We start from the raw sequence: 19,669 nt of genomic DNA on the forward strand, positions 1-19,669 counted from the left end.
ATTTAATAGCTGATAAAATAAATCCAGTAGAAGTTAGATATGTTACTAACTCTACTGGATTTTATATTTTTACTTAGCTTGAACCTTTAAACTTTCAGGTAGTTCCTTTGAAAAGGGTAGTAGTTTTAACAAGCTTCCCTTGTCTTGAGGGTCTATATTTGAAAAGTTGTTCATTAAGTAAAGTAAATATTTTTCAACAACTAAATTATTGTTCTTAGCCGTTTCAGTGATGCTATAGATTAATGCACTAGACTCTGCACCTTTGGTTGAAGCTGAGAAAAGCCAGTTGCTACGACCCACTACAAATGGTCTTATGGATCGCTCTGCAGAGTTATTATCTATTTCTAAAGATCCATCTTCTAGAAATACTTTTAAAAAACTAGGAAGTAGTGGTTTGGTATATGCTAAGGCTTTACCAAGGGCACTTTTGGGAACAGCATCTTTTATTTCTTTATCTACATAATCTATAAATTCTTCTATTATTGACTTGGATGCGTCAAGTCGCTTTTTATAACGCCTCTCATAGAAATCTTCTTTTTCACCATGCTGTTCTTTTAGGTCTTTTTCGATTTCATAAAGCTGGGCACAATAATTAAACCCTATCAATGCTCTTGAAGACTTTAGGGCTTCTTCGTCTAGATTCACTATTATTTCATGGAATTTTCTTCTTATGTGGGCTAGGCAATAAAGTCTTTTCACATTTTCAACTTTATTATATCCAGCATAGCCATCTGTTTGAATATATTTTGAAAATCCACTTAAAAAACCCTTAGGACAAGAACCAGATCTTGTCTTTTGGTAGTCGTAGATGATAATAGGTTGATCTTTATCTGGGCATTTATAGAGCCACATATACTTTTGTTTATTGGACTCCTTGCCCCTATCATCTAAAACTTTAACAACTGTTTCATCAGCCTGGATATAGTCTCTTTTTAGGAGCTCTTCCTTCATAAGCTGATAAATTGGATCTAGTTCATGGGCTGCACCAATAACCCAGTTGGCAAGGGTTTGTCTAGAAAGATTTGCCCCCATCATCTTGAAGTAGGATTCTTGTCTATTTAAAGGCAGTGCATGCTGGTATTTTAAATTTATGACATGACTAAGAAGCTCGTTAGATGTCATACTTTTGTGTAGTAGGGTCTTTGGAGCCTTTGTTGTAATTATATTTGCTTTATCATTATTTTCTTCACATGATCTGCAGGCATAGCTGTAGGTTAGATGTTCTTCTACATACAGCTTTGCAGGTATATACTTTAACACTTCCTTTGACTTCTTACCTATAACCACTAAATCACTGGAACAATCTCTGCAGGACTGTTGATCTTCATCAAGCTTATGCTCAATTACTATTTTTTCTAGGTTTGCTAAGTTATCTTTTTTTCCAGTATTGCTGGTTGGCTTCGTTCTCTTGTAAGTAATTTCCTCAATAGTAGGCTCAGCTGCTTTTAAGTTACTATCTTTTTCAGCTTCATCAAAAAAAGATACCTGTATAGTATTAGCCTGTTCACTGGAAGAGCCAAATATTTTTCTGTTTTTATTAAGTACTTGATTTTTAAGATAAGCTAACTCATTTTTCAAGTTTTCTATTTCCTTATCCTTTGCTTCAAGCTCTTCTTCCATTTTTAAAATTAGTTCTTTCGTCTTTTCGTCCAGTTGGTTTTGTAAATTTACCTTCGTCATTTTCATCCCCGTTTTCATTTTATTTACAAAACAATTATACCATAAAATCCTTGTAATTTGAATGCATACAAAGGTTTTATGGTATCTTTTTCTAAAAGTAATTTCTCTCTTTAACGGGCTTGAATTTTGATATAGTTCTTACTTCATACCCCTTAAGCAGCCACCTTAGTTCTTCAATGGAAACCTTTAAAGCTTCTTCCTTTGACATAGGCCATCTGAATTTATTTCTTTCTAGCCGATGATAGTATAGCCAAGAGCCATCATCAAAGTGAAGTATCTTTAGTTTATTCATCTGCCTATTGCAAAAGACAAATAGTGCCTTTTCAAAAGGGTCCAGCTTAAACTCGGTCTGTACAATCATACTTAGTCCATCTATATTTTTCCTAAGATCCGTTACCCCACAAGCCAAATATACTTTATCCACTTTATCTATATTTAGCATAATGCTATGATTTCCTTAAAAACATTAGATAGAGATACCTTATCATTGCTTGGTATATATATCTTAGCTTTGCCTATTTCAATTTTTATAGTTGATGCTGAGACAGGATTAGGTGGAATAATATTTTGATTTACAGCCTCATCAGCTTCCTTATCTTTAAAGCTAACAGCATGAAATACAGGAGTGTTATTGTTTTGTAATTTTTTTCTCCTGTAGTAAAGCTGATGGGCACTTATACTATTCTCTTCACAAAAGGCCTTGATGCTTCCTTCATGAGAAGAGAATTTATCTAAAATATCTTCCCAGTCAATGTTCAGTGCTTCATTTGTCATAACAGATACCTCCCTATTGCTTGTTATCTGTTATTCTAGCAAAGCTTCCTGGTACAATCTAGGTAGAAATTCTTTGGCGTTTACTAGGGTTTCACTGGTAGAGGCGAACCATATTTAGCCTCTATCAAAAAACCGCCGTTACTTATGATAAGGTTCTCGGTAACGGTGATAACGGCGGTTTGTTTATTAGGATAGTAGGTAAACTCTTCACAGTTTGTAAAGTTAAAAACAATTTCAGTCTTAGGAGAATAATCCTAAGACTGCTTATATAGGATTAGATTTATTATTTGTTTTTATGAGAATAAATTCATAAGTTTTATTCAATATCTATTTTAGTCAAAAAAACTTATCTGGCTTTTATATTTTTCAACATCTACTTGACAATTACTACATATGCTCTTATTATTAATATCCCAATCTCTAAACAGCATTTCGCCACACTGCTTACATTTATAAGTTTTGGTTTCTATGAACTCAAAAATATCTAAGTTAGAAAATATATATTTACCCACTAATAGACTTTTAATAATGTATAAATTACTTGGTTTTGCACCTATTGTATCTTGTATTGTGCCTATTTTCTCTATAATTCCACTGTCTTGCCATATCTTTACTTTGCTGATTCCAGCCTGCTGAGTAAATTTAAATACATCATTATATATATATCTTACAGTAAAATCTAATCTATTTACTTTTATTAGGTCATTTATTACTCTTTCGTCAATACTCTCATGTGTATAATTTTTGGAGAATACTTCTATACCTTTTACAAATGCCTCCTTAGTTATTTTATTATGAGAGTAATTAATTTCACTTTGTTGATCTAATATCTCTTTACAGATTCTTATTATATTTCTTGGAGAACCTTGTGATAACAAAATAATTATATCATCAATACCTAGGCCTGAATTATTATTTACTTCAAACTCACATATATCTTCTAATGATTTTATTTTTTTGTCACTATATGCTTTTAAGCGTTCTGATAACATACTTTTAAGTTGATTCTTTTTCCAACTTAAATTGTAGTATTTTATTCTATCGGGCCTAGCCTCAATCTGATAATCTTCTAAAATCAAATCCCATAAAAAGAATTTGAATCCTATTCCTTTTATCTCTAAAATATTAAGATTTGTCAATAAGTCCTTTATAAATTTATATGAGTTCGTTGCATTACCAGTAAAGGAATATTCATCTACCCTGTCAATCAGTACATAGATACTATTATGTCCAATTTTACTCGATAATCTTTGAAGTATTTGTAGTTGGTATTGAGGTCTTCCCAAGCTACCACCTTGTCTATCAAATTTTTCAATTTCTACTTTATCAATGCCAATTCTAGTTAATAAAACATTGATAACTATTCCTATAGGCCCAAGAAACTTATTCCACCATTCTTTGGCCTTATCTGAGAAGTTTTTTACAGAATCTATTGAAGACTCCAACTCTATTTGTTCAATGTCCGATAAATAATTTTTAACAAATAAATACAAGTAGTGTCTGTCGGTTTCTGAAAGCTTAGACAACCCCTTTTCTTCTATTGAGGTTATTAGTGCTACAACTATTAATCTTATTATATTAATTAAATGGTAATCCATATCAATTTCTTGTAACTTAAGTTTACCAATATCGAAGTTATTATAACTTATACATAATAAATTATCTTCTTGACTTTTATTTTCAATCATTTTTTTTAAAGCAGTTTTACCACTACCTCTAGGAGCAAATACTATCTTAGAATCAGCTTCATCTGGATTACCATAAACAGCGTTATAGAAAGGTGGCTCAATAAAATACATTCGTAATCGTTCTTCATCATCTGCATTTGTTTTAGCAAATGGATCTGCATCAAATCCGATATTATTCATAAGTTTATTGTAACTCATAGTATCCCCCTTTTAAAAATTTATGTTAATTATTCTTAATATGTCACTATAGCAAATACTGTAGCAAAGACCCCCTGTTAGCTGTTGCCAAGCACTTATTTTGTTGTATACATGAAATGATACTTAGTTATACAAAACTTCGTGCCATTTATAATATGTTCATCTTAATATAGGCACCAAAAAATTTTGTATTAATTTAGATTTACTATTTTAAAATACTTTTCTAATAATTCTCTTTTTGACATCCTCAGAATAGTTGAATATGGTATTGGTTTGCTTATTTCATATACTTTTTTTCTTAGATTTGTAAAGGGTATGCATGAATAAATAATAACTCTATTTGGATTACATACTGATACTGAGTACAGCATTCTTCGGTTATTATTCTTTATAACTATTGGATATAACTTATATATTTTCCTTTTTATAAATTTTGTAACTTTATCAAAACTATTGTCATTTACATATTTATAATTCTCTGGTAATCCATAAGTAACAGAATATAGCATATATCCAACTGAAAAATCTTTTTTTATATATGTTTTAGTTTTCTGAATTTTATTTTTACTTGTTAAAATTAATAGTCTCTCATATAATTTTTCAAAATTTCTATCTTTATAATACTCATAAAATATATAGTTTATTTTATTAAAAATTTTTGTTAGTTTATTATCAGAAATTCCAATATTAAGATTGTTTTTTTTAGCATCATAAGTTCTTTGGAGCTTATATCCTAGATAATCAAATGATTTACTATTTTTATTAATTTCATAATCAATATATTTAGTTTTTGATTCGTTCTTTTTTAGGTTTAAACTATTAAATGTTTCTTCAATGAGATGCTTAATATTTTCTTTTTCCCTGTCGGAAGGTCTTCCATTTATTACGATTATAATGTCGTCTACATACCTAGAGTAAAAGGCAACTCTAGAATGTACCTTCTTTAATTTAATGTCAAAACTTTCTAGATATAACTCAGAGAGATAATTACTAATAGATAACCCTTCTGGTAATCCAGAAGGAGTTTTTTTCAATAAATTATATAAAATATGATATTCAACTGAATTAAGTAATGAGCTTTTTTCAATTTTTTTTAATAATTCCTCAGTATTAACAGATGAAAAAAACTTATTAATATCGAGTTTTATTATAAAATAATCTATTTCTTCTGATAAAAGGTTTGCTAAACTCTTAATAATTTTATTTCTATCTTTTATATATAGCTTGTACTTTTTCTTGATTCTATCTTTTAAGTACTCTATAACAATTTGATCCCTAATAGTTGGAATATAAACAATTCTATTTCCTGCATTTACTTGTTTGAGCCGTGAAAATTCATATGAATTATTTGCGACTTTCCTGCAAACAACATCAAGATTATCATCTAGGTGCCTTTCAAAATTTGATAAAGTAACTTTATCGACACCTGTTTTCAATTTTGGTTTCAAATAATTAAAATAATTTTTTAAAGTATCTTTATCTAATCTTGTATTCATAAAATTACACCACTTTTACATATAATAAGTATAGGTCTAGTCCATAAAAATCTATCTTGTGTATTGCCGACATAGTCAGGTGTTCCATATAGAACTTATATACGTAAAGTCTTATAGTTATCTGCAGAAATCACTAGAGGATCATAACTATATACTTTACTTTTTATATGTACTAGACCTACATAAATATTATATAATATATGTGTAATATTTTCCACATAGGATGTGATAAAAATGGATAAACATGTTTTTTTACTAACAGATACTTTACCTAATGAACTTCCACTTATTTTTTCTAATAGGAGATTATATGCTTTTATTACTTCGAACCTAAGCCTATGGAAGGGGCTAGAGATTAGTAAAGATAGTAAAGATAGCAAAGAAAAAGAATATGATCGTTTTTTCCAATATTCAATTCCATTACAATTTTTTATAGCTAAGAATGAAAATGAAATTAGAAAGATGAGTTTACTTCATCCATATGCCCAGTTACAGATAACAAAGTTTATTGAAATCTATGATGAGCATATAGTAGATTACTTCCAACAAAATGTTATTTACTCTGTAAGAACACCAATATCGATAAATGATATCTTCAATAACGCCCCTGACAAATATAAGCAAGAACTAAAATGGATGTTAAACTCAAGTGAAGAAGATTTGGGAAGTGAAATAGAAGAATTTGTTAAGAATTATTTCGTCTTAAATAGATTTTCAAAAATAACTGATTTTTATAAATCTTACAAAATGAAAGATTTAGAAATGAAGTATACTTACTTAATAAAACTAGATTATCAAGAATGTTTTAATAGTATATATACGCACTCACTTGACTGGGCTTACTTGGGAGATAGGGATATTGCTAAAAATTATATTTCTAGCAAATATAGGTTTTCTGCACTTCTTGATAAAGTTGCTCAGACAATAAATTATAATGAAACTAACGGTATAGTTATAGGTCCTGAATTTTCAAGAACTTTAGCAGAATTTATACTTGTAAGAATTGATAATTTAGTGTATCAAGAATTAGATAAACAAGACATCATATTTAGAAAGGATTATGAAATAGTTAGATTTATTGATGATATATTTATTTTCTTTAATGATAATAATGTTGGCTGCACTATAGAAAAAACAATTAGCAAATTATGTTTAGACTATAAAATGACTATTAACAACAAAAAAAGAATGTATGAGGTAAAACCCTTCCTAAGGAATCAGCTTTGGATTTCTAAGGTAAAAAATGAATTAAATATATTCTTTGACTATTTTAGAAAAGATGAAGTAAGCAAAAAAAGATATCCTTATGACAAATTTTTTGAAAACGTTAGATTAGTCGTTGTTGAATATGAAACTCATAAAAGGTATATTATCTCATATATATTAAGTGCAATTGAAAGAAAGCTCACTTTAGTGATTGAAGAGATTACAAAGACAAAAGAAATAGATATTATTGAATATAATTTTTCAAAACTTCTTGATCTGCTAATATATATTTTAAACCATTATATTGGTACAGAGAATGTAATAAGAATAAGTAGGATAATTTTAATGTTACAAAGAGCTGCTGATATGAATAATCTTTCTATAGACGATCTATTATTTAAGAAAATTTATAATACATTAAAGTATAATTTAGATAAGTTTACTGAACTACATAATTTTATTATCGTATTAACATTCAATTTAAACCATCTACCTGAACAATTTATTGTACAATGCTTAGGTAAATATAGAGACTACTTTAGCTTATCTGTGATAACATATTATATTATAAAAAAATCTAGTGATACTATTAACTACAATTGTGCTCGGAAAATAATAAATAATATCATAGCAGATACTATTTATGAAATGAAAAACAAATATAACTTAAATAGTGGTAAAGCAAGTAATCAGTCAAGTTTTGATAAATTTGACAAGGCACTATTATCTGACTTTTTTTATATTATTCATGATTTCTACTCCTCCGGAATCCTTAACAATCAAAATCTTGATGCCATTAATAAAATAAAAAGAAAACTTTCTAAATCTAAAGATAGTAGAGGTATGGAGTTATATAATATATTTTTAGGCTATATCGATAACTTTGATAAGCCTTTTATGAACTGGGATGCTAGTTATGAAGATATTACTAAAGAAGTCTTTGCAAAAAAATATAAGGTAATAAATGTTTATGAATAGATAATATATCGATATTGTAGTTACATCATATAATCTTTACATATGTTTAATCTTTTTCCTCCAAATAGCGAGAAGCTATTTCTGACTTCTCATTTATAAGAATGACCATTCCTTTAAAGTGCTGTTGTTTTTGTTCCGTAAAGTTCTTTTGTATTGACTTTTAATTATTTTGGTTATCCCTTGCTTCTACTTTTTAATTATTTATATTTAGGTTATGATACGGTCTTGAAACCGTATCATAACCCAAATAATCATACCCTAGGCTATAACCTACTTTTCCTTACTTCATATAAGACAATACTTAAAGTATACTTATATATACACATTCTACACATCAGTATTTACAATAGTTCCAATCAAAAAACCGCCGTTACTTATGATAAGGTTCACCCTTAATAATCCGAAACCCCCTATAAACCTGCTCTAACAAAATAAGTTTCATCAATTGATGAGGGAAAGTCATGGGAGAAAAACATAAGCGGTAATCGGCCCTGTCTATGACTGATTTTGAAAGACCAAGAGATCCTCCTATCACAAAGGCAATGCTACTATTTCCCTGTATGCCTAAGTCCTGTAGTTTTTGTGCTAATTCTTCAGAAGCAAGCATTTTTCCCTTTAAGTCAAGAACCACTACATACATGCCTTCTTTAATGTTTTTTATGATGTTTTCTCCTTCTTTGTTTTTTACATTTTCTTCTTCTGCTAAACTTAAATTTTCTGGTGCTTTTTCGTCTGCTACTTCTATAAAGTTCAGTTTACAGTATCTAGATAATCGCTTACTATACTCATCAATTCCTAACTTCAAGTATTTTTCTTTTATTTTTCCTACGCTAATAACTGCAATATTCAAGCATAACACTTCCCTATATTTTTTAATGTGTGAACTACCACCGAGACAAGCAACGGTGGCTTCATGAGAGGTTTGATATTTAAGTTTCCACCTCAACAGGCAACCCTTACTCTCAACGGGGAGGACACACTCCCTTTATCCCTCATAGCTTGCACTATTTCAGGAATACATTTTTCTTCTTTTCTTAATATATTTAACGAGCCATTCACGTCACTATTGACTAATCCAAAGCTTGATTTGAATAACCCTCTAACTACTCTGCGGGTCTTATTATAGTAGTTTTTATCTATTGGCTTTAAATCCAAGGCACTACAACCACTTGTATAGCTTTCTTCTTTAAATTTAACTTCAATGCCTTGTAGTTCAGCCTTGTATTTTATTAATTCAGTAAGTCTTTGTATAGGTATTTGAACAAAGGACTTATTGTAATTCATATCTTGCTTAATGCCTTTAATTTTACCTATAACTATTTTCTTTACTTTATGTTCTATTGCTTTATCAATAATATTTTTACTTGTTTTATGAAGATAATCATTAACATAGTTATTTCTATATCTTCTTAAAGAATTAATCATTTTCTCACCTCCTTAACATTTTTATCTATGTGTTTGTTTTAACATATTATTGCTACATAGTCAACTATGTGTTAAAATTAGCTTGTAGGAGGTGTTAAAAGTGGCAAGAAAAAATATTAATACCACAATAGACGAAGATTTATATACTGAAATTAAAATATTGGCTATCAAATTAAAAACAAATGCTAATGACTTAATCGAAGAAGGTATGAAGTATGTCATTGAAAAACACAAAAACCAAGACGACAAGTCACAGTAGATAGAATATCAATTACCCTATCATTTTCTGTCCCAAGTATCGACACAATATTTTTAAAGACCAACTAGAATACCAGTTGTCAAAATGCTTTAAGGTGATATGTCATTGTTATGGGGTAGTGGATTATGGAGCAGGGGATATTATATCGGTACTGCTGGAACTGTAAGTGCTGAAATAATTCAAAAGTATATTCAGAATCAGAAGTTCGTGTAGTATAAAATCAAGGTGGCATCGAACCACCTTGATTTTATGCCCTTTCATCCTCCGATATAAACAACGGAGGTTTTCGGGCATCTTTTATAAATTACTGCTGTTAATTTTTTACATATCAAAAACAACTTTATTTTGATTTTGGGGTAAAGACTCCCACCTCTAAGCGTTAGCGTAGGTGGGATTTTTAAATCAGGTGGAGTAGATTCTCCACCTGATTCCCCGATGTTTCAGCTTGCTGAAACGAACTCACTATCTTCTTCTTTGCTATTTTTGAAATCCTTCAACCAAGTCCATAGTTTTTCTACTTTGCATCTGCTTATCACATCTTTAGGACTACTTATACATTTCAGCCTTTTTTCTTGTTTCTCTCCAGCTAAACACTTTATAAACAACAAAGGCTATTATGACTCCAAGAATAACACCTCCCAAAATATCCGTAGGATAGTGAACCATAAGGTATATTCTAGAAAAAGCCATCAACGTAGCCAATGCTATTAATCCTATTTTAAGAAATCTATTTTCTATTTTCTTTACAATAACGCCTGTTGCCGCAAAAGCGATCAGTGTATGTACTGAAGGAAATGAAAAAGATTGTGGTGCAGCTATGCTTAAGATAATATTGTCTAATACTAGAAAAGGCCTTGCTCTTTGAATCAGATTTTTTAAAATGACCTCTCCAACAATAAATCCTAATAGTATTGAAGAAAGACTCATATAACCAATGTTTCTGTGCTTTTTGCTAATAATCAATCCTATAGAGATCACTAACCACAATAAACCCTTATCTCCTAACCTAGATAATATCACCATAAATACTTGAAATGTTGGATTCTGCAAATGTTGATATACAAACTCTATAATCTTTAAATCTAGTTTCATCAAATTCCCCCTTTGCTTATCCCTAAATCTCCTTCTTTAATTTATTACAAACTATACAACAATTTTTTTCATAACAAAAAAAGCCTCTATTATTGAAACATGGTTTGTTTTAATAAAAGCTTTTTCCATTTAGACGATTAAATATTTTGGAACATGATCACAAAAATCACAGGTTTTGGGAGCAGCCCAATCTGTAAAAGACACTGCCTCCAGCTCATATAGATCTGGTGGTTGCTCATATACCTCCACAAACTCGTCTATAGCGTTATCTAAATGTTGATTGCATACAACATACATTTTTTTCACTCCATCTTTTCAAGTAGCTATATTGTTAAATATAGTATTTGTTTATTTTATTTAGTTCATACATTATATACCCTTTTATCCGTTGCTTAACCTTCAGTTTTACTCATTATATACCAAAATATGTATAATTACAATGAATTTATAGCTTTTCCACGTGAAACACCCCAAGCCTAGGTTCGGATTACTATCCTCTGCTAAGATGGGGGTGCTTTTATAATACTACTTCTATTTCCATTTCTCTTTCGTTTCTCACAATTTGTATTGTAGTAGCATCCCCTGGACGATAACGATAGAGTTCTCGAATTAAATGTCCCATGGTTTCTACTTTATGTTCTCCTATACCAATGACTACATCTCCTGGTCTTAAGTCATATCTTTCTGCCACAGAATTAGCTTCTATCTCCACCACATATACACCGGTCTCTACTGCTAACCTTGTTCCAGTAAAGCCTTCAAAAGCATCAGCATTAATGCCTCGAATACCTAGAAGCACTCTTGTAAATTCACCTTTTTCTATAAATTGGTCTACAATGGGTTTTGCTGTATTAATCGGTATGGCAAAGCCTAGACCTTCACCAGTTTGGATTTTAGCAGTGTTGATTCCAATAACCTGTCCTAGTGCATTCAATAGGGGTCCTCCACTATTACCAGGGTTAATAGAAGCATCTGTCTGGATCAAATCTTCTATTGTCTGTCCTTGGCCTAAGGGAATACTACGATTCAATCCACTTATGACTCCCTGTGTTAAAGTTCTTTCAAAGTTTAAACCTAGAGGATTTCCAATAGCTACTGCAATTTCCCCTACCTTTAATTCATCACTATTACCTAGTTCTGCAGGTGTTAAGTTTCCACCTTCTACTTTAATAATAGCTAAATCTAGTGTTCTTTCATACCAAAGAACCTCCGCTGGCAGTCTAGTCCCATCATGTAAAAGTACCATTACTTCCTCTACATCCCCATCCCCCACTACATGAGAGTTGGTCAAAATATATCCTCTCGCATCTACAATAACCCCAGTACCTAAACCAGATGCTCTTCTTGTGCCAAAGAAAACATCTCTTTGTAGTGTTACTGTTGTAATACCCACCACTGAAGGCATTGCTTTTTCTGCTACTGCTGTATATACTGTAAGATCCTGCTGAGGTTCTATCGTAACATTGGGTGCTGGTAAGTTAATCGTACCCCCCTGTTGTAATATCTCCGGCAAATACATATAGGTAACCGCTAAAGAAATAGCACTCCCCAAAACAGCTCCCATCAATGCTACAATAAAATATTTTAGCTTAGAAGCTTTCTTTGGTTTAGGATATCTTGGCGGTGGGGGCGGGGCTTGTCTAAATTCTTCCTTAGGGAATACATTCGTCTTCTCTAAAAAGTCTTGATTACTTATCTCATTATTTTCATTTGATTCTTTGTGTTGATCATCATAGAAATTCATTAATCTCCCTCCTTATCCTCCAAAAGCATAAACACCACTTATTTTATCTCTATGGGCTAAATCTATACAAATATCTTCCCCCATATTAATTCTATGACTTTCTAGTATATTTTTTATCGTTACCATTGCTAGCTCAGGGAAGTTATTTTCTTTGCTCAGATGGGCCAACAAAACAGTTTTTACATTCTTTTTTACTAGGTCTACAATAGCGTTTCCTGCCGCCTCATTAGACAAGTGTCCAATATCCGATAATATTCTTCGTTTTAAGTAATAAGGATACTTTCCTGCCTTCAACATATCCTCATCATGATTAGCCTCCAACACTACCAAATGAGAATCCTTTATTTTATCTATTATACCCTTATTTATAAAACCTAAATCAGTAGCAACACTGATCTTTGCATGGTCGCTTTCCAAAGTAAAGCCTACTGGTTCTGCTGCATCATGAGAAATACTATAAGCTAAAATCCTTAAGCTTCCTATACAAAACGTCTCTTCTGTTTGGAAAACTTTTATGTTTTCTGCTACAATGTTTCCTATTTTCCCCTCCATAGCTTTCCAAGTGGCCTCGTTAGCATAAATAGGAAGATTAAACCTTCTAGACAATATCCCTACCCCACAAATATGATCATTATGTTCATGACTTACTAAAATCCCTGTTAACTTTTTTGGATCAAAACCAGTTTCCTGTAACCGACTTTGAATTTGCTTTCCACTTAGTCCTGCATCTATCAACAGATAGTCTTCCCCATTTGTAAAGAAGTGACAATTTCCGCTACTTCCACTTGCTAACGAACAAAAATGAGTTTTCATAAAAATGCCTCCAACGCAATACACACCTAAAAGGTGTGTATTAATATGTCTTGCTTATTTTAGCGCCCAATGTTGTAAATTTCTCGCAAATTTGATCATACCCTCTGTAGATATAATGAACATTTTCAATTTCTGTCTCACCCTCTGCCATTAAGGCTGCTACGATCAAAGCTGCTCCAGCCCTTAAGTCGGAAGCTGCAACCTTTGCTCCCATCAATTTTTTTACGCCCTGAATAATCGCCACTCTTCCTTCAACCTTTATATTCGCTCCCATTCTTTTTAATTCGTCCACATGCTTAAATCTTCCTTCAAAAATGGTTTCTGTTATAACACCTGTACCTTTTGCAATTGTTAGCAAACTGCTCATAGGCTGTTGTAAATCTGTAGGAAATCCAGGATAAACCAATGTTTTTATATTAACATTTTTTAAAGGGTGCATTGCTCTGACACGAAGAGATTCTCCGTTTTCTATTACCTCTACTCCCATCTCCCTCAGTTTTGCAGTAATGGCTTCCAAATGTTTAGGAATAACGTTATTTATCAACACGTCTCCTCCCGTAGCAGCAGCAGCAATCATATAGGTCCCTGCTTCTATCTGATCCGGTATAACACTATGCTGGCAACCTCCTAGCCTTTTTACACCTTGTATTTTAATTGTATCGGTACCAGCCCCTCGAACCTTTGCTCCCATACAATTTAAAAAATTGGCAACATCTACTATGTGCGGTTCCTTTGCAGCATTCTCAATAACCGTCACACCCTCTGCCATGGTAGCTGCTAACATAATATTAATAGTAGCGCCAACACTAGCCACGTCTAAATAAATCTCTGCTCCTACTAGCTTTTCAGCTTCTACAGAAATAATGCCGTGCTCAATATGAACCTTCGCTCCCATTGCTTCAAATCCTTTAACATGTTGATCTATAGGCCTGTTACCTATACAACACCCTCCTGGGTATACGACTCTTGCTTTTTTAAAACGCCCCAAAGCAGCTCCTAAAAAGTAGTAAGACGCCCTTAAATCTTTGGCGGATTCATAGTCTATAAAACAGTTACTTACTTCTCTAGTATCAATTTCTAAAGTTCTTGGCTCTTTTTTTACAACTTTTGCTCCTAAATCTACTAGCAGTTTCGACAATATCTCGACATCACTAATGTTTGGCAGGTTTTCTATAGTACAAACATCCGCCGCTAATACTGTTGCAGGTATAATTGCTACTGCTGCATTTTTAAAACCACTAACTTCAACTTTTCCCTGTAGTTTCTTCCCGCCTTCAATGATTAATTTTTCCATAGAGCTTCTGACAAACGTCAGTGGTCACCACCTTCTAAGTATATTTTAACTACTTATTCTATCTCATTCAATAAATTTTGTTATTTTCTTGTCTTATAAAGCCAAAATATTTTCAACTGTTATCCATTATAGCATTCTTAGAGGAATTTGATAAGAACCTTTACTATGGAAAATATAGTTAATGGCCTTATCAACAAAAAAGCAGAAAAAGCACTAATAATACCTTTTCTACCTTTTTTATAAAAACCCTTTATTTTTTTGTTTAATTTTAATCTTTTAAAGCGTCTACATAATAGGTTTTTCCATTATCTAGCACAATTTTCCACGCTGGGAAAGCCGTTCCAGATATAATGGTATCCCATGTAGCAAAGTTGAAATCTGCAGGGTTAAAATAGTATCCTATTTCCATTTCTTTTACTGTGATATTTTTATCATATACATTATCCTGTAAAATTTCATTCATTTTTCTTAGAAGAGCTTCTGTTGCTGGTATCACTCTTTTCTTTTGACCATAAACATTTTCTTGCTCCAGCAGCATAGCTTCTATTCCTACAACTTCTTTATGCCTAACATAAACATGAATATAACTTTCACCTAAAAACCTATTTTTATAGGTTTGATGATATACTAGTTTATATAGGGGCATCTCTCCAAAATCTTCAACAACACCAAAGTATATCTGTTTTAATACTAAACCATGCTGAAGAAAGTTGTGCTGTTGGAGAAATTGATTGCTTATGTCAATAGCCGCTTCTTCGGCAAGGGCATAGTTTTCTTCTTCAACAACATTTTTATAAATAAACTTTTTGTTGCTAATAATTTGCAGTTGTTTATTCCCTGCTCTATAGATATTTTCCTCCAGCACCTCGAAGTTTTCCCCTAGAAAGTTTTTAGCTAATTCATAAGGATCAAAAACTTTATATTTTACCATCAACACCGGTAGTGAAATAATTTCTCTAGGAATTTCTATAGCCAACTTTAATCCGTTGTCTACTAAATAACTTTCTGCATTTTTTATGTAGGTATCACTGATGATCTGAAGGTCCCCTTTATTAAACATATCTTTTTGTATATGATAAACAAGGAAGATATTTGTTAAAATAAAGGCAACAATCAATGCATTTTTTGCCTTTGACCAGTCCATAATATTTCACCGCCGTTAATTTACAAGGCCACTATATAGTAATTCACCGTCATAAGTATTAAAGTAGTATTCTCTTTCAGCTATTTTGATTCTCCACGCAGGTTCCAATAATTGATTTCTATTGTTTTCTACCGTATCATAGTAAAGAATCTCAACTTTTGTGATATTTCTCTCTATGTAGCTCAGTATTTCCTTATCATCCCTTTGTTCTTCTATATTATTATCCTTTAAATAATTGTTCTTTAATAAATCAATATGTTCTTCAATAATCTGTTGAGGTAATAATACGTTACCCTTTATTGGAGCGTCGGGAAAATTCATCTTTCTTCTGATAAAAGTTCGATAATACCTTACTTTATTACCATAAACCTCTACTTCTATGGGATGTACTATATTATTACTATGAAAGGCAACTGGCAATCCATTCATCCTATAACCAAACCCAAGGTAATACCCTTTGTTGTCTTGCCTAATTTCTTTCAGATATGCCCCCTCTGGAAAGTCTCTCTCCTGTTGCAATATAAACTCAATAGCAGTATCCAAAGCGGTCATCACGTTACTGCTAGAGATAGAACCTATTTCTTCACTATACTCTAGTCGACCTCTACTATTAATTCGAACACCCTTCTCTCCATATCCATACATAAATACAATGGCCCCGCTGGTTTCTTTTATGGTTTTGACAAAATCTAGATTGTCATCAAAAAAGCTCTTCACCTTTTCAGTAATCATGGTTTCATTCGTGACATCTATTTGGCTTTCTACAAAAATTTCAGGGATAGGATTCTCGTAGCTCAGAGGCATCAAGGTAGGGTTTTCTACATCAATAAATAGAGGATAATATCTTATATAATTCATGCTTTGGAGTTCATCTAAAAAATTAAATAGTTGTCTACTTTCCTGATAGGCTTGTGTTCTAACCTCAAAAACATTGTTATCCTTACCAATTATATAAATAACGCCTCTGTTCAAACTAGGTATTAAAATTTTTCTAATTTCCTTAATACCATTAACAATTTTATTATCTACTGTATCAAAAATAGAAGCCACTAAAACGGAAGGTATATTTTTTCCAAACTCCAATTCTACAGACTTCAGTCTGCTATTTTCTTTGTATTTTTCTAAAGTGATAGGAATCACTTCTACCTCTTCCGTGAAGTACTGAGACAAAATATTTTTACTAGCTTCCCAAATCTTTTCTATATCAGAAGAGATCGTGGTATAATAGCTATTTCCAAAACTAACTTCAGCTCTTTCTGGTACAATTAGCTGGTTGCGGGTTTCTATGATTTTTGCTGTTTGTTGTTCTTTAAATGAAGCTTCTGATTGTAGTATTTTTATAGGAGAATAAAACCATATTTTTTGAGTGAATACAATGCTCATTATAATCAACATGGCTAATATAAGGGTTTTTGTTTGTTCCCTATTCATTATAATCACTCCAAAAACCATTACTCATTTTCTGTATTCACAATACTCTTTAATCTCTCAGTAGAAGATGTGCTAGCAATACTTTCTTCTACTTGTTTTTTTACATCATTCATATCCTTTACCTCTACGGTACGACTTATAGTATCTTCGCCACCATCTTTGTAAACTGCAGTAAAGTCTATTTTATTTAGTCCTTTTCTCAGTTCCACTTCTGCCCAACCCCTTTGCAAAGCACCTATTTTTACTTCAATAGGATCATAAGCAGCAACGTAATTTTGCTTGCTAGTGGCTACACTAGCATTGTAGTATACGTCTATTGTTACAGTTGTACCTTCAGGAGCAGTAAAGGATAAAACCATATTTTTATCACTGGTCACAACAGCTCTATTAGGCGTTAAGACTTTTAAGGTTTCTTGCTCTACTTTTGTCTCCTGTGTAGTTGATGCATCTGTAGGATTACCATAAACTACGGCACCAGATCCACCAATTATTAAAAGTACCACTGTACTGATGAGTAACTTTTTTATCATATGGACACCTCCTGTCAAGCAGCTAAATGTGTTCATAATTATTATACAAAATTTATATTACAATCATATTACATGGAAATTAAAAATAAATTACATATTTTTTCCTAAGCAGGCTTAATTCAATGCTAAACCCTCATTTGTTGTTGGTAAAGTAATCACAACCCTTGTACCTTGTTTTTTTTCTTCACTAAAAATTTCTATAGCACCTTTATGCGCCTCTATGATTTGTTTTGCAATAGACAAACCTAATCCTGTACCTCCCATTTCTCTTGAACGAGCCTTATCTACACGATAAAATCTTTCAAAAATTCTTGGTAAGTCTTCTTTAGGTATACCAATGCCATTATCTCTGATAATGATTTGAACATAACTACTTTTTAGTTGAACCTGTACTTCTATTTTTCCCTCTTCTGCAGTATATTTAATGGCATTACTAAGAATATTTAAAAGCACTTGTTCCATTTTATCCTTATCAGCAAACACATAGATCTCATCATCGTAACTGGTATGCACAAAGTGTTGTCTTTTATTTTTGGCTGAAACCTCTAGTTTTAGTACCGCACTTTTTACAATATCATTTATATTGATTTCCTTTTTGTTCCACTTCCCTTGCTTATAATCCAAATTAGATAATTGTAATAAGTCCTGTACCAACCTCGTCATACGATCAGCTTCACTTACTACGACCCCCAAAAACTGTGTTGCTAAGCCCTTATCCTCCATTGCCCCATCTAATAATGTCTCTGTATAACTTTTAATGGTTGTTAAAGGAGTTTTTAGTTCATGAGATACATTTGCAACAAATTCTTTTCTCATATTTTCTAATTTTTCATACTCTGTAACATCCTGTAGTAATACAACAATTCCTTCTAAGTAATCATCTTCTCTTATAATCGGGGCATATTTTGCCCTAAGCTTTACGCCTTCTTGCATATCAATGATTTCGTTACCATACCATTTTTCCTGCGTACTTAAGTAATTTAACGTTAATTTATTATTTAAGGGTAAAAAAACTTCATCGAAGCTTTTTTTCTTCAAAGTTTTTCCATCTATCTTTAACATTTCTATAGCCACTGGATTCGCATGAATAATTTTACCTTCTGCAGTAGTCGCTATTAATCCGTCTGCCATATTGTTAATAATTGTATCCATTTTTTTCTTTTCATTAGATATTTCTTGCAGTACAGCCTTTAAACGGGCGGTTAAATGATTAAACATATTAGCAAGTTGTCCTATTTCATCATCAGACTTTACCTCTACTACCTGATCGAAGTCTCCTTTTGCCATTTTTTCTGCCTTGATAGTTACATCGTTAATAGGCCCTGTGATGCTCTTAGCTATAAAATAGCCCAATATAATGGTAATCAGTAGTGCTAATATGGTTGCTCTTGTTATAATAAATTTTGACTGATCTAACGTATTATAGATATCTTCAAGGTTTTGTCGTAGATAAATAATTCCTGTAATACGGCTATGTTCATCATACAAGGGAAATACCATATTTTTTGAACTTCTCTGTCCTTCTTGCTGCGATACAATATCGCTCTCCTTAATTTCTCCATGAAATGCTGCTAATATCAAATCAGATTCTAGTATATACATAGCATTTTGATTCCAGTAAGATAAATTGGTACTAGAAATAATCGTAAAATCATTGTTTTTTTCTATTACATAAATTTCCATGCCCATTTTTTCATAGGGAGCAATATTTTTTTGTATTTCCTCCTTATTATTCTGCCAATCTATTTCCTCCAATGTTTTCATGACACTATTCGCTATTTGCGTAAGATTTCCCCTAACAACCCCTAAGTGATACTGTTCAAACTGTTGTATAATAAAAACACCTACAATCACCATTGCAATAAATACTAATAAAAAATATATCGTAATCGATTTGAACCTTATACTTTTAAACAT

The 19,669-nt window shown here is 31.8% G+C and carries 19 protein-coding genes; 3 read left to right on the forward strand and 16 right to left on the reverse strand.

Features of this window, described 5'->3' with window-relative positions; translation table 11 throughout:
- Window positions 1-69: 69 nt before the first annotated feature.
- The 5 genes from tnpC to drt3a all read right to left on the reverse strand — a co-directional run bounded on the left by tnpC (window position 70) and on the right by drt3a (window position 5,836).
- A complete protein-coding gene (gene tnpC, locus BJL90_RS05030; RefSeq protein WP_081562221.1) occupies window positions 70-1,698 on the reverse strand; it encodes an IS66 family transposase in 1,629 nt (542 codons plus the stop codon).
- A gap of 73 nt (window positions 1,699-1,771) precedes the next feature.
- Window positions 1,772-2,122, reverse strand: coding sequence for an IS66 family insertion sequence element accessory protein TnpB (tnpB, locus tag BJL90_RS05035; RefSeq protein WP_070964865.1), 351 nt, complete (start codon window positions 2,120-2,122; stop codon window positions 1,772-1,774).
- The gene (gene tnpA, locus BJL90_RS05040; protein WP_081561990.1) at window positions 2,116-2,454 is read right to left on the reverse strand and encodes an IS66 family insertion sequence element accessory protein TnpA; all 339 of its coding nucleotides are present in this window, start codon (window positions 2,452-2,454) and stop codon (window positions 2,116-2,118) included. The genes tnpB and tnpA overlap by 7 nt, the downstream gene beginning before the upstream one ends.
- 332 nt (window positions 2,455-2,786) lie before the next feature.
- A complete protein-coding gene (locus BJL90_RS05045; RefSeq protein WP_156778709.1) occupies window positions 2,787-4,322 on the reverse strand; it encodes a P-loop ATPase, Sll1717 family in 1,536 nt (511 codons plus the stop codon).
- A gap of 209 nt (window positions 4,323-4,531) precedes the next feature.
- Entirely contained in the window at window positions 4,532-5,836 is a 1,305-nt protein-coding gene (gene drt3a, locus BJL90_RS05050; RefSeq protein WP_070964869.1) for an antiviral reverse transcriptase Drt3a, read from the reverse strand.
- A gap of 234 nt (window positions 5,837-6,070) precedes the next feature.
- Between drt3a and BJL90_RS05055 the strand changes: the two genes are divergently transcribed.
- The gene (locus BJL90_RS05055) at window positions 6,071-8,020 is read left to right on the forward strand and encodes an RNA-directed DNA polymerase (RefSeq protein ID WP_070964872.1); all 1,950 of its coding nucleotides are present in this window, start codon (window positions 6,071-6,073) and stop codon (window positions 8,018-8,020) included.
- A gap of 370 nt (window positions 8,021-8,390) precedes the next feature.
- Here BJL90_RS05055 and rlmH read toward each other — a convergent pair whose 3' ends face one another.
- Complete coding sequence (rlmH, locus tag BJL90_RS05060; protein WP_070964875.1) at window positions 8,391-8,870, reverse strand: 23S rRNA (pseudouridine(1915)-N(3))-methyltransferase RlmH; 480 nt, start codon at window positions 8,868-8,870, stop codon at window positions 8,391-8,393.
- 92 nt (window positions 8,871-8,962) lie between these two features.
- Complete coding sequence (locus BJL90_RS05065) at window positions 8,963-9,445, reverse strand: IS200/IS605 family accessory protein TnpB-related protein (RefSeq protein ID WP_236905024.1); 483 nt, start codon at window positions 9,443-9,445, stop codon at window positions 8,963-8,965.
- Between the two features lie 100 nt (window positions 9,446-9,545).
- Here BJL90_RS05065 and BJL90_RS22305 point away from each other — a divergent pair, with 100 nt between their 5' ends.
- Both BJL90_RS22305 and BJL90_RS22690 read left to right on the forward strand, forming a co-directional pair.
- Entirely contained in the window at window positions 9,546-9,704 is a 159-nt protein-coding gene (locus BJL90_RS22305) for a ribbon-helix-helix domain-containing protein (protein ID WP_169824191.1), read from the forward strand.
- Between the two features lie 105 nt (window positions 9,705-9,809).
- On the forward strand, window positions 9,810-9,917 hold the full coding sequence (locus BJL90_RS22690) for a transposase (RefSeq protein ID WP_236905025.1): 108 nt from the start codon (window positions 9,810-9,812) through the stop codon (window positions 9,915-9,917).
- Window positions 9,918-10,250: 333 nt separating this feature from the next.
- Here the strand turns inward: BJL90_RS22690 and BJL90_RS05070 are convergent, their stop codons facing one another.
- From BJL90_RS05070 to BJL90_RS05110, 9 genes are all read right to left on the reverse strand, one after another.
- The gene (locus BJL90_RS05070) at window positions 10,251-10,796 is read right to left on the reverse strand and encodes a phosphatase PAP2 family protein (protein WP_070964878.1); all 546 of its coding nucleotides are present in this window, start codon (window positions 10,794-10,796) and stop codon (window positions 10,251-10,253) included.
- 129 nt (window positions 10,797-10,925) lie between these two features.
- On the reverse strand, window positions 10,926-11,093 hold the full coding sequence (locus BJL90_RS05075) for a CxxH/CxxC protein (RefSeq protein WP_070964880.1): 168 nt from the start codon (window positions 11,091-11,093) through the stop codon (window positions 10,926-10,928).
- Between the two features lie 220 nt (window positions 11,094-11,313).
- The gene (htrA, locus tag BJL90_RS05080; protein ID WP_081562222.1) at window positions 11,314-12,540 is read right to left on the reverse strand and encodes a serine protease HtrA; all 1,227 of its coding nucleotides are present in this window, start codon (window positions 12,538-12,540) and stop codon (window positions 11,314-11,316) included.
- Between the two features lie 12 nt (window positions 12,541-12,552).
- Window positions 12,553-13,353 (reverse strand): MBL fold metallo-hydrolase, encoded by an 801-nt coding sequence (locus tag BJL90_RS05085; protein ID WP_070964883.1) that lies wholly within the window; start codon window positions 13,351-13,353, stop codon window positions 12,553-12,555.
- Between the two features lie 40 nt (window positions 13,354-13,393).
- On the reverse strand, window positions 13,394-14,647 hold the full coding sequence (locus tag BJL90_RS05090) for a UDP-N-acetylglucosamine 1-carboxyvinyltransferase (protein ID WP_070964886.1): 1,254 nt from the start codon (window positions 14,645-14,647) through the stop codon (window positions 13,394-13,396).
- Window positions 14,648-14,915: 268 nt separating this feature from the next.
- Window positions 14,916-15,791, reverse strand: a complete 876-nt coding sequence (gene yycI, locus BJL90_RS05095) for a two-component system regulatory protein YycI (RefSeq protein ID WP_070964894.1) — start codon at window positions 15,789-15,791, stop codon at window positions 14,916-14,918.
- A gap of 15 nt (window positions 15,792-15,806) precedes the next feature.
- A complete protein-coding gene (yycH, locus tag BJL90_RS05100; RefSeq protein ID WP_070964897.1) occupies window positions 15,807-17,222 on the reverse strand; it encodes a two-component system activity regulator YycH in 1,416 nt (471 codons plus the stop codon).
- Between the two features lie 20 nt (window positions 17,223-17,242).
- Complete coding sequence (locus BJL90_RS05105) at window positions 17,243-17,752, reverse strand: hypothetical protein (RefSeq protein WP_070964900.1); 510 nt, start codon at window positions 17,750-17,752, stop codon at window positions 17,243-17,245.
- 114 nt (window positions 17,753-17,866) lie between these two features.
- Entirely contained in the window at window positions 17,867-19,669 is a 1,803-nt protein-coding gene (locus BJL90_RS05110) for an ATP-binding protein (protein WP_070964902.1), read from the reverse strand.

It is taken from the genome of Clostridium formicaceticum (genome assembly GCF_001854185.1).
Taxonomy (GTDB): domain Bacteria; phylum Bacillota; class Clostridia; order Peptostreptococcales; family Natronincolaceae; genus Andreesenella; species Andreesenella formicacetica.

Excerpts from the sequence above, each read along its gene's own strand:
- BJL90_RS05045 (WP_156778709.1), bottom strand. The coding sequence starts at position 4,322 with ATGAATAATATCGGATTTGATGCAGATCCATTTGCTAAAACAAATGCA.
- tnpB (WP_070964865.1), bottom strand. The coding sequence starts at position 2,122 with ATGCTAAATATAGATAAAGTGGATAAAGTATATTTGGCTTGTGGGGTA.
- BJL90_RS05090 (WP_070964886.1), bottom strand. The coding sequence starts at position 14,647 with ATGGAAAAATTAATCATTGAAGGCGGGAAGAAACTACAGGGAAAAGTT.
- BJL90_RS05055 (WP_070964872.1), top strand. The coding sequence starts at position 6,071 with ATGGATAAACATGTTTTTTTACTAACAGATACTTTACCTAATGAACTT.
- tnpA (WP_081561990.1), bottom strand. The coding sequence starts at position 2,454 with ATGACAAATGAAGCACTGAACATTGACTGGGAAGATATTTTAGATAAA.
- BJL90_RS05070 (WP_070964878.1), bottom strand. The coding sequence starts at position 10,796 with ATGAAACTAGATTTAAAGATTATAGAGTTTGTATATCAACATTTGCAG.
- yycI (WP_070964894.1), bottom strand. The coding sequence starts at position 15,791 with ATGGACTGGTCAAAGGCAAAAAATGCATTGATTGTTGCCTTTATTTTA.
- BJL90_RS05105 (WP_070964900.1), bottom strand. The coding sequence starts at position 17,752 with ATGATAAAAAAGTTACTCATCAGTACAGTGGTACTTTTAATAATTGGT.
- htrA (WP_081562222.1), bottom strand. The coding sequence starts at position 12,540 with ATGAATTTCTATGATGATCAACACAAAGAATCAAATGAAAATAATGAG.
- drt3a (WP_070964869.1), bottom strand. The coding sequence starts at position 5,836 with ATGAATACAAGATTAGATAAAGATACTTTAAAAAATTATTTTAATTAT.
- BJL90_RS05110 (WP_070964902.1), bottom strand. The coding sequence starts at position 19,669 with ATGTTTAAAAGTATAAGGTTCAAATCGATTACGATATATTTTTTATTA.
- BJL90_RS05085 (WP_070964883.1), bottom strand. The coding sequence starts at position 13,353 with ATGAAAACTCATTTTTGTTCGTTAGCAAGTGGAAGTAGCGGAAATTGT.
- tnpC (WP_081562221.1), bottom strand. The coding sequence starts at position 1,698 with ATGAAAACGGGGATGAAAATGACGAAGGTAAATTTACAAAACCAACTG.
- BJL90_RS05075 (WP_070964880.1), bottom strand. The coding sequence starts at position 11,093 with ATGTATGTTGTATGCAATCAACATTTAGATAACGCTATAGACGAGTTT.
- yycH (WP_070964897.1), bottom strand. The coding sequence starts at position 17,222 with ATGAATAGGGAACAAACAAAAACCCTTATATTAGCCATGTTGATTATA.
- BJL90_RS05065 (WP_236905024.1), bottom strand. The coding sequence starts at position 9,445 with ATGATTAATTCTTTAAGAAGATATAGAAATAACTATGTTAATGATTAT.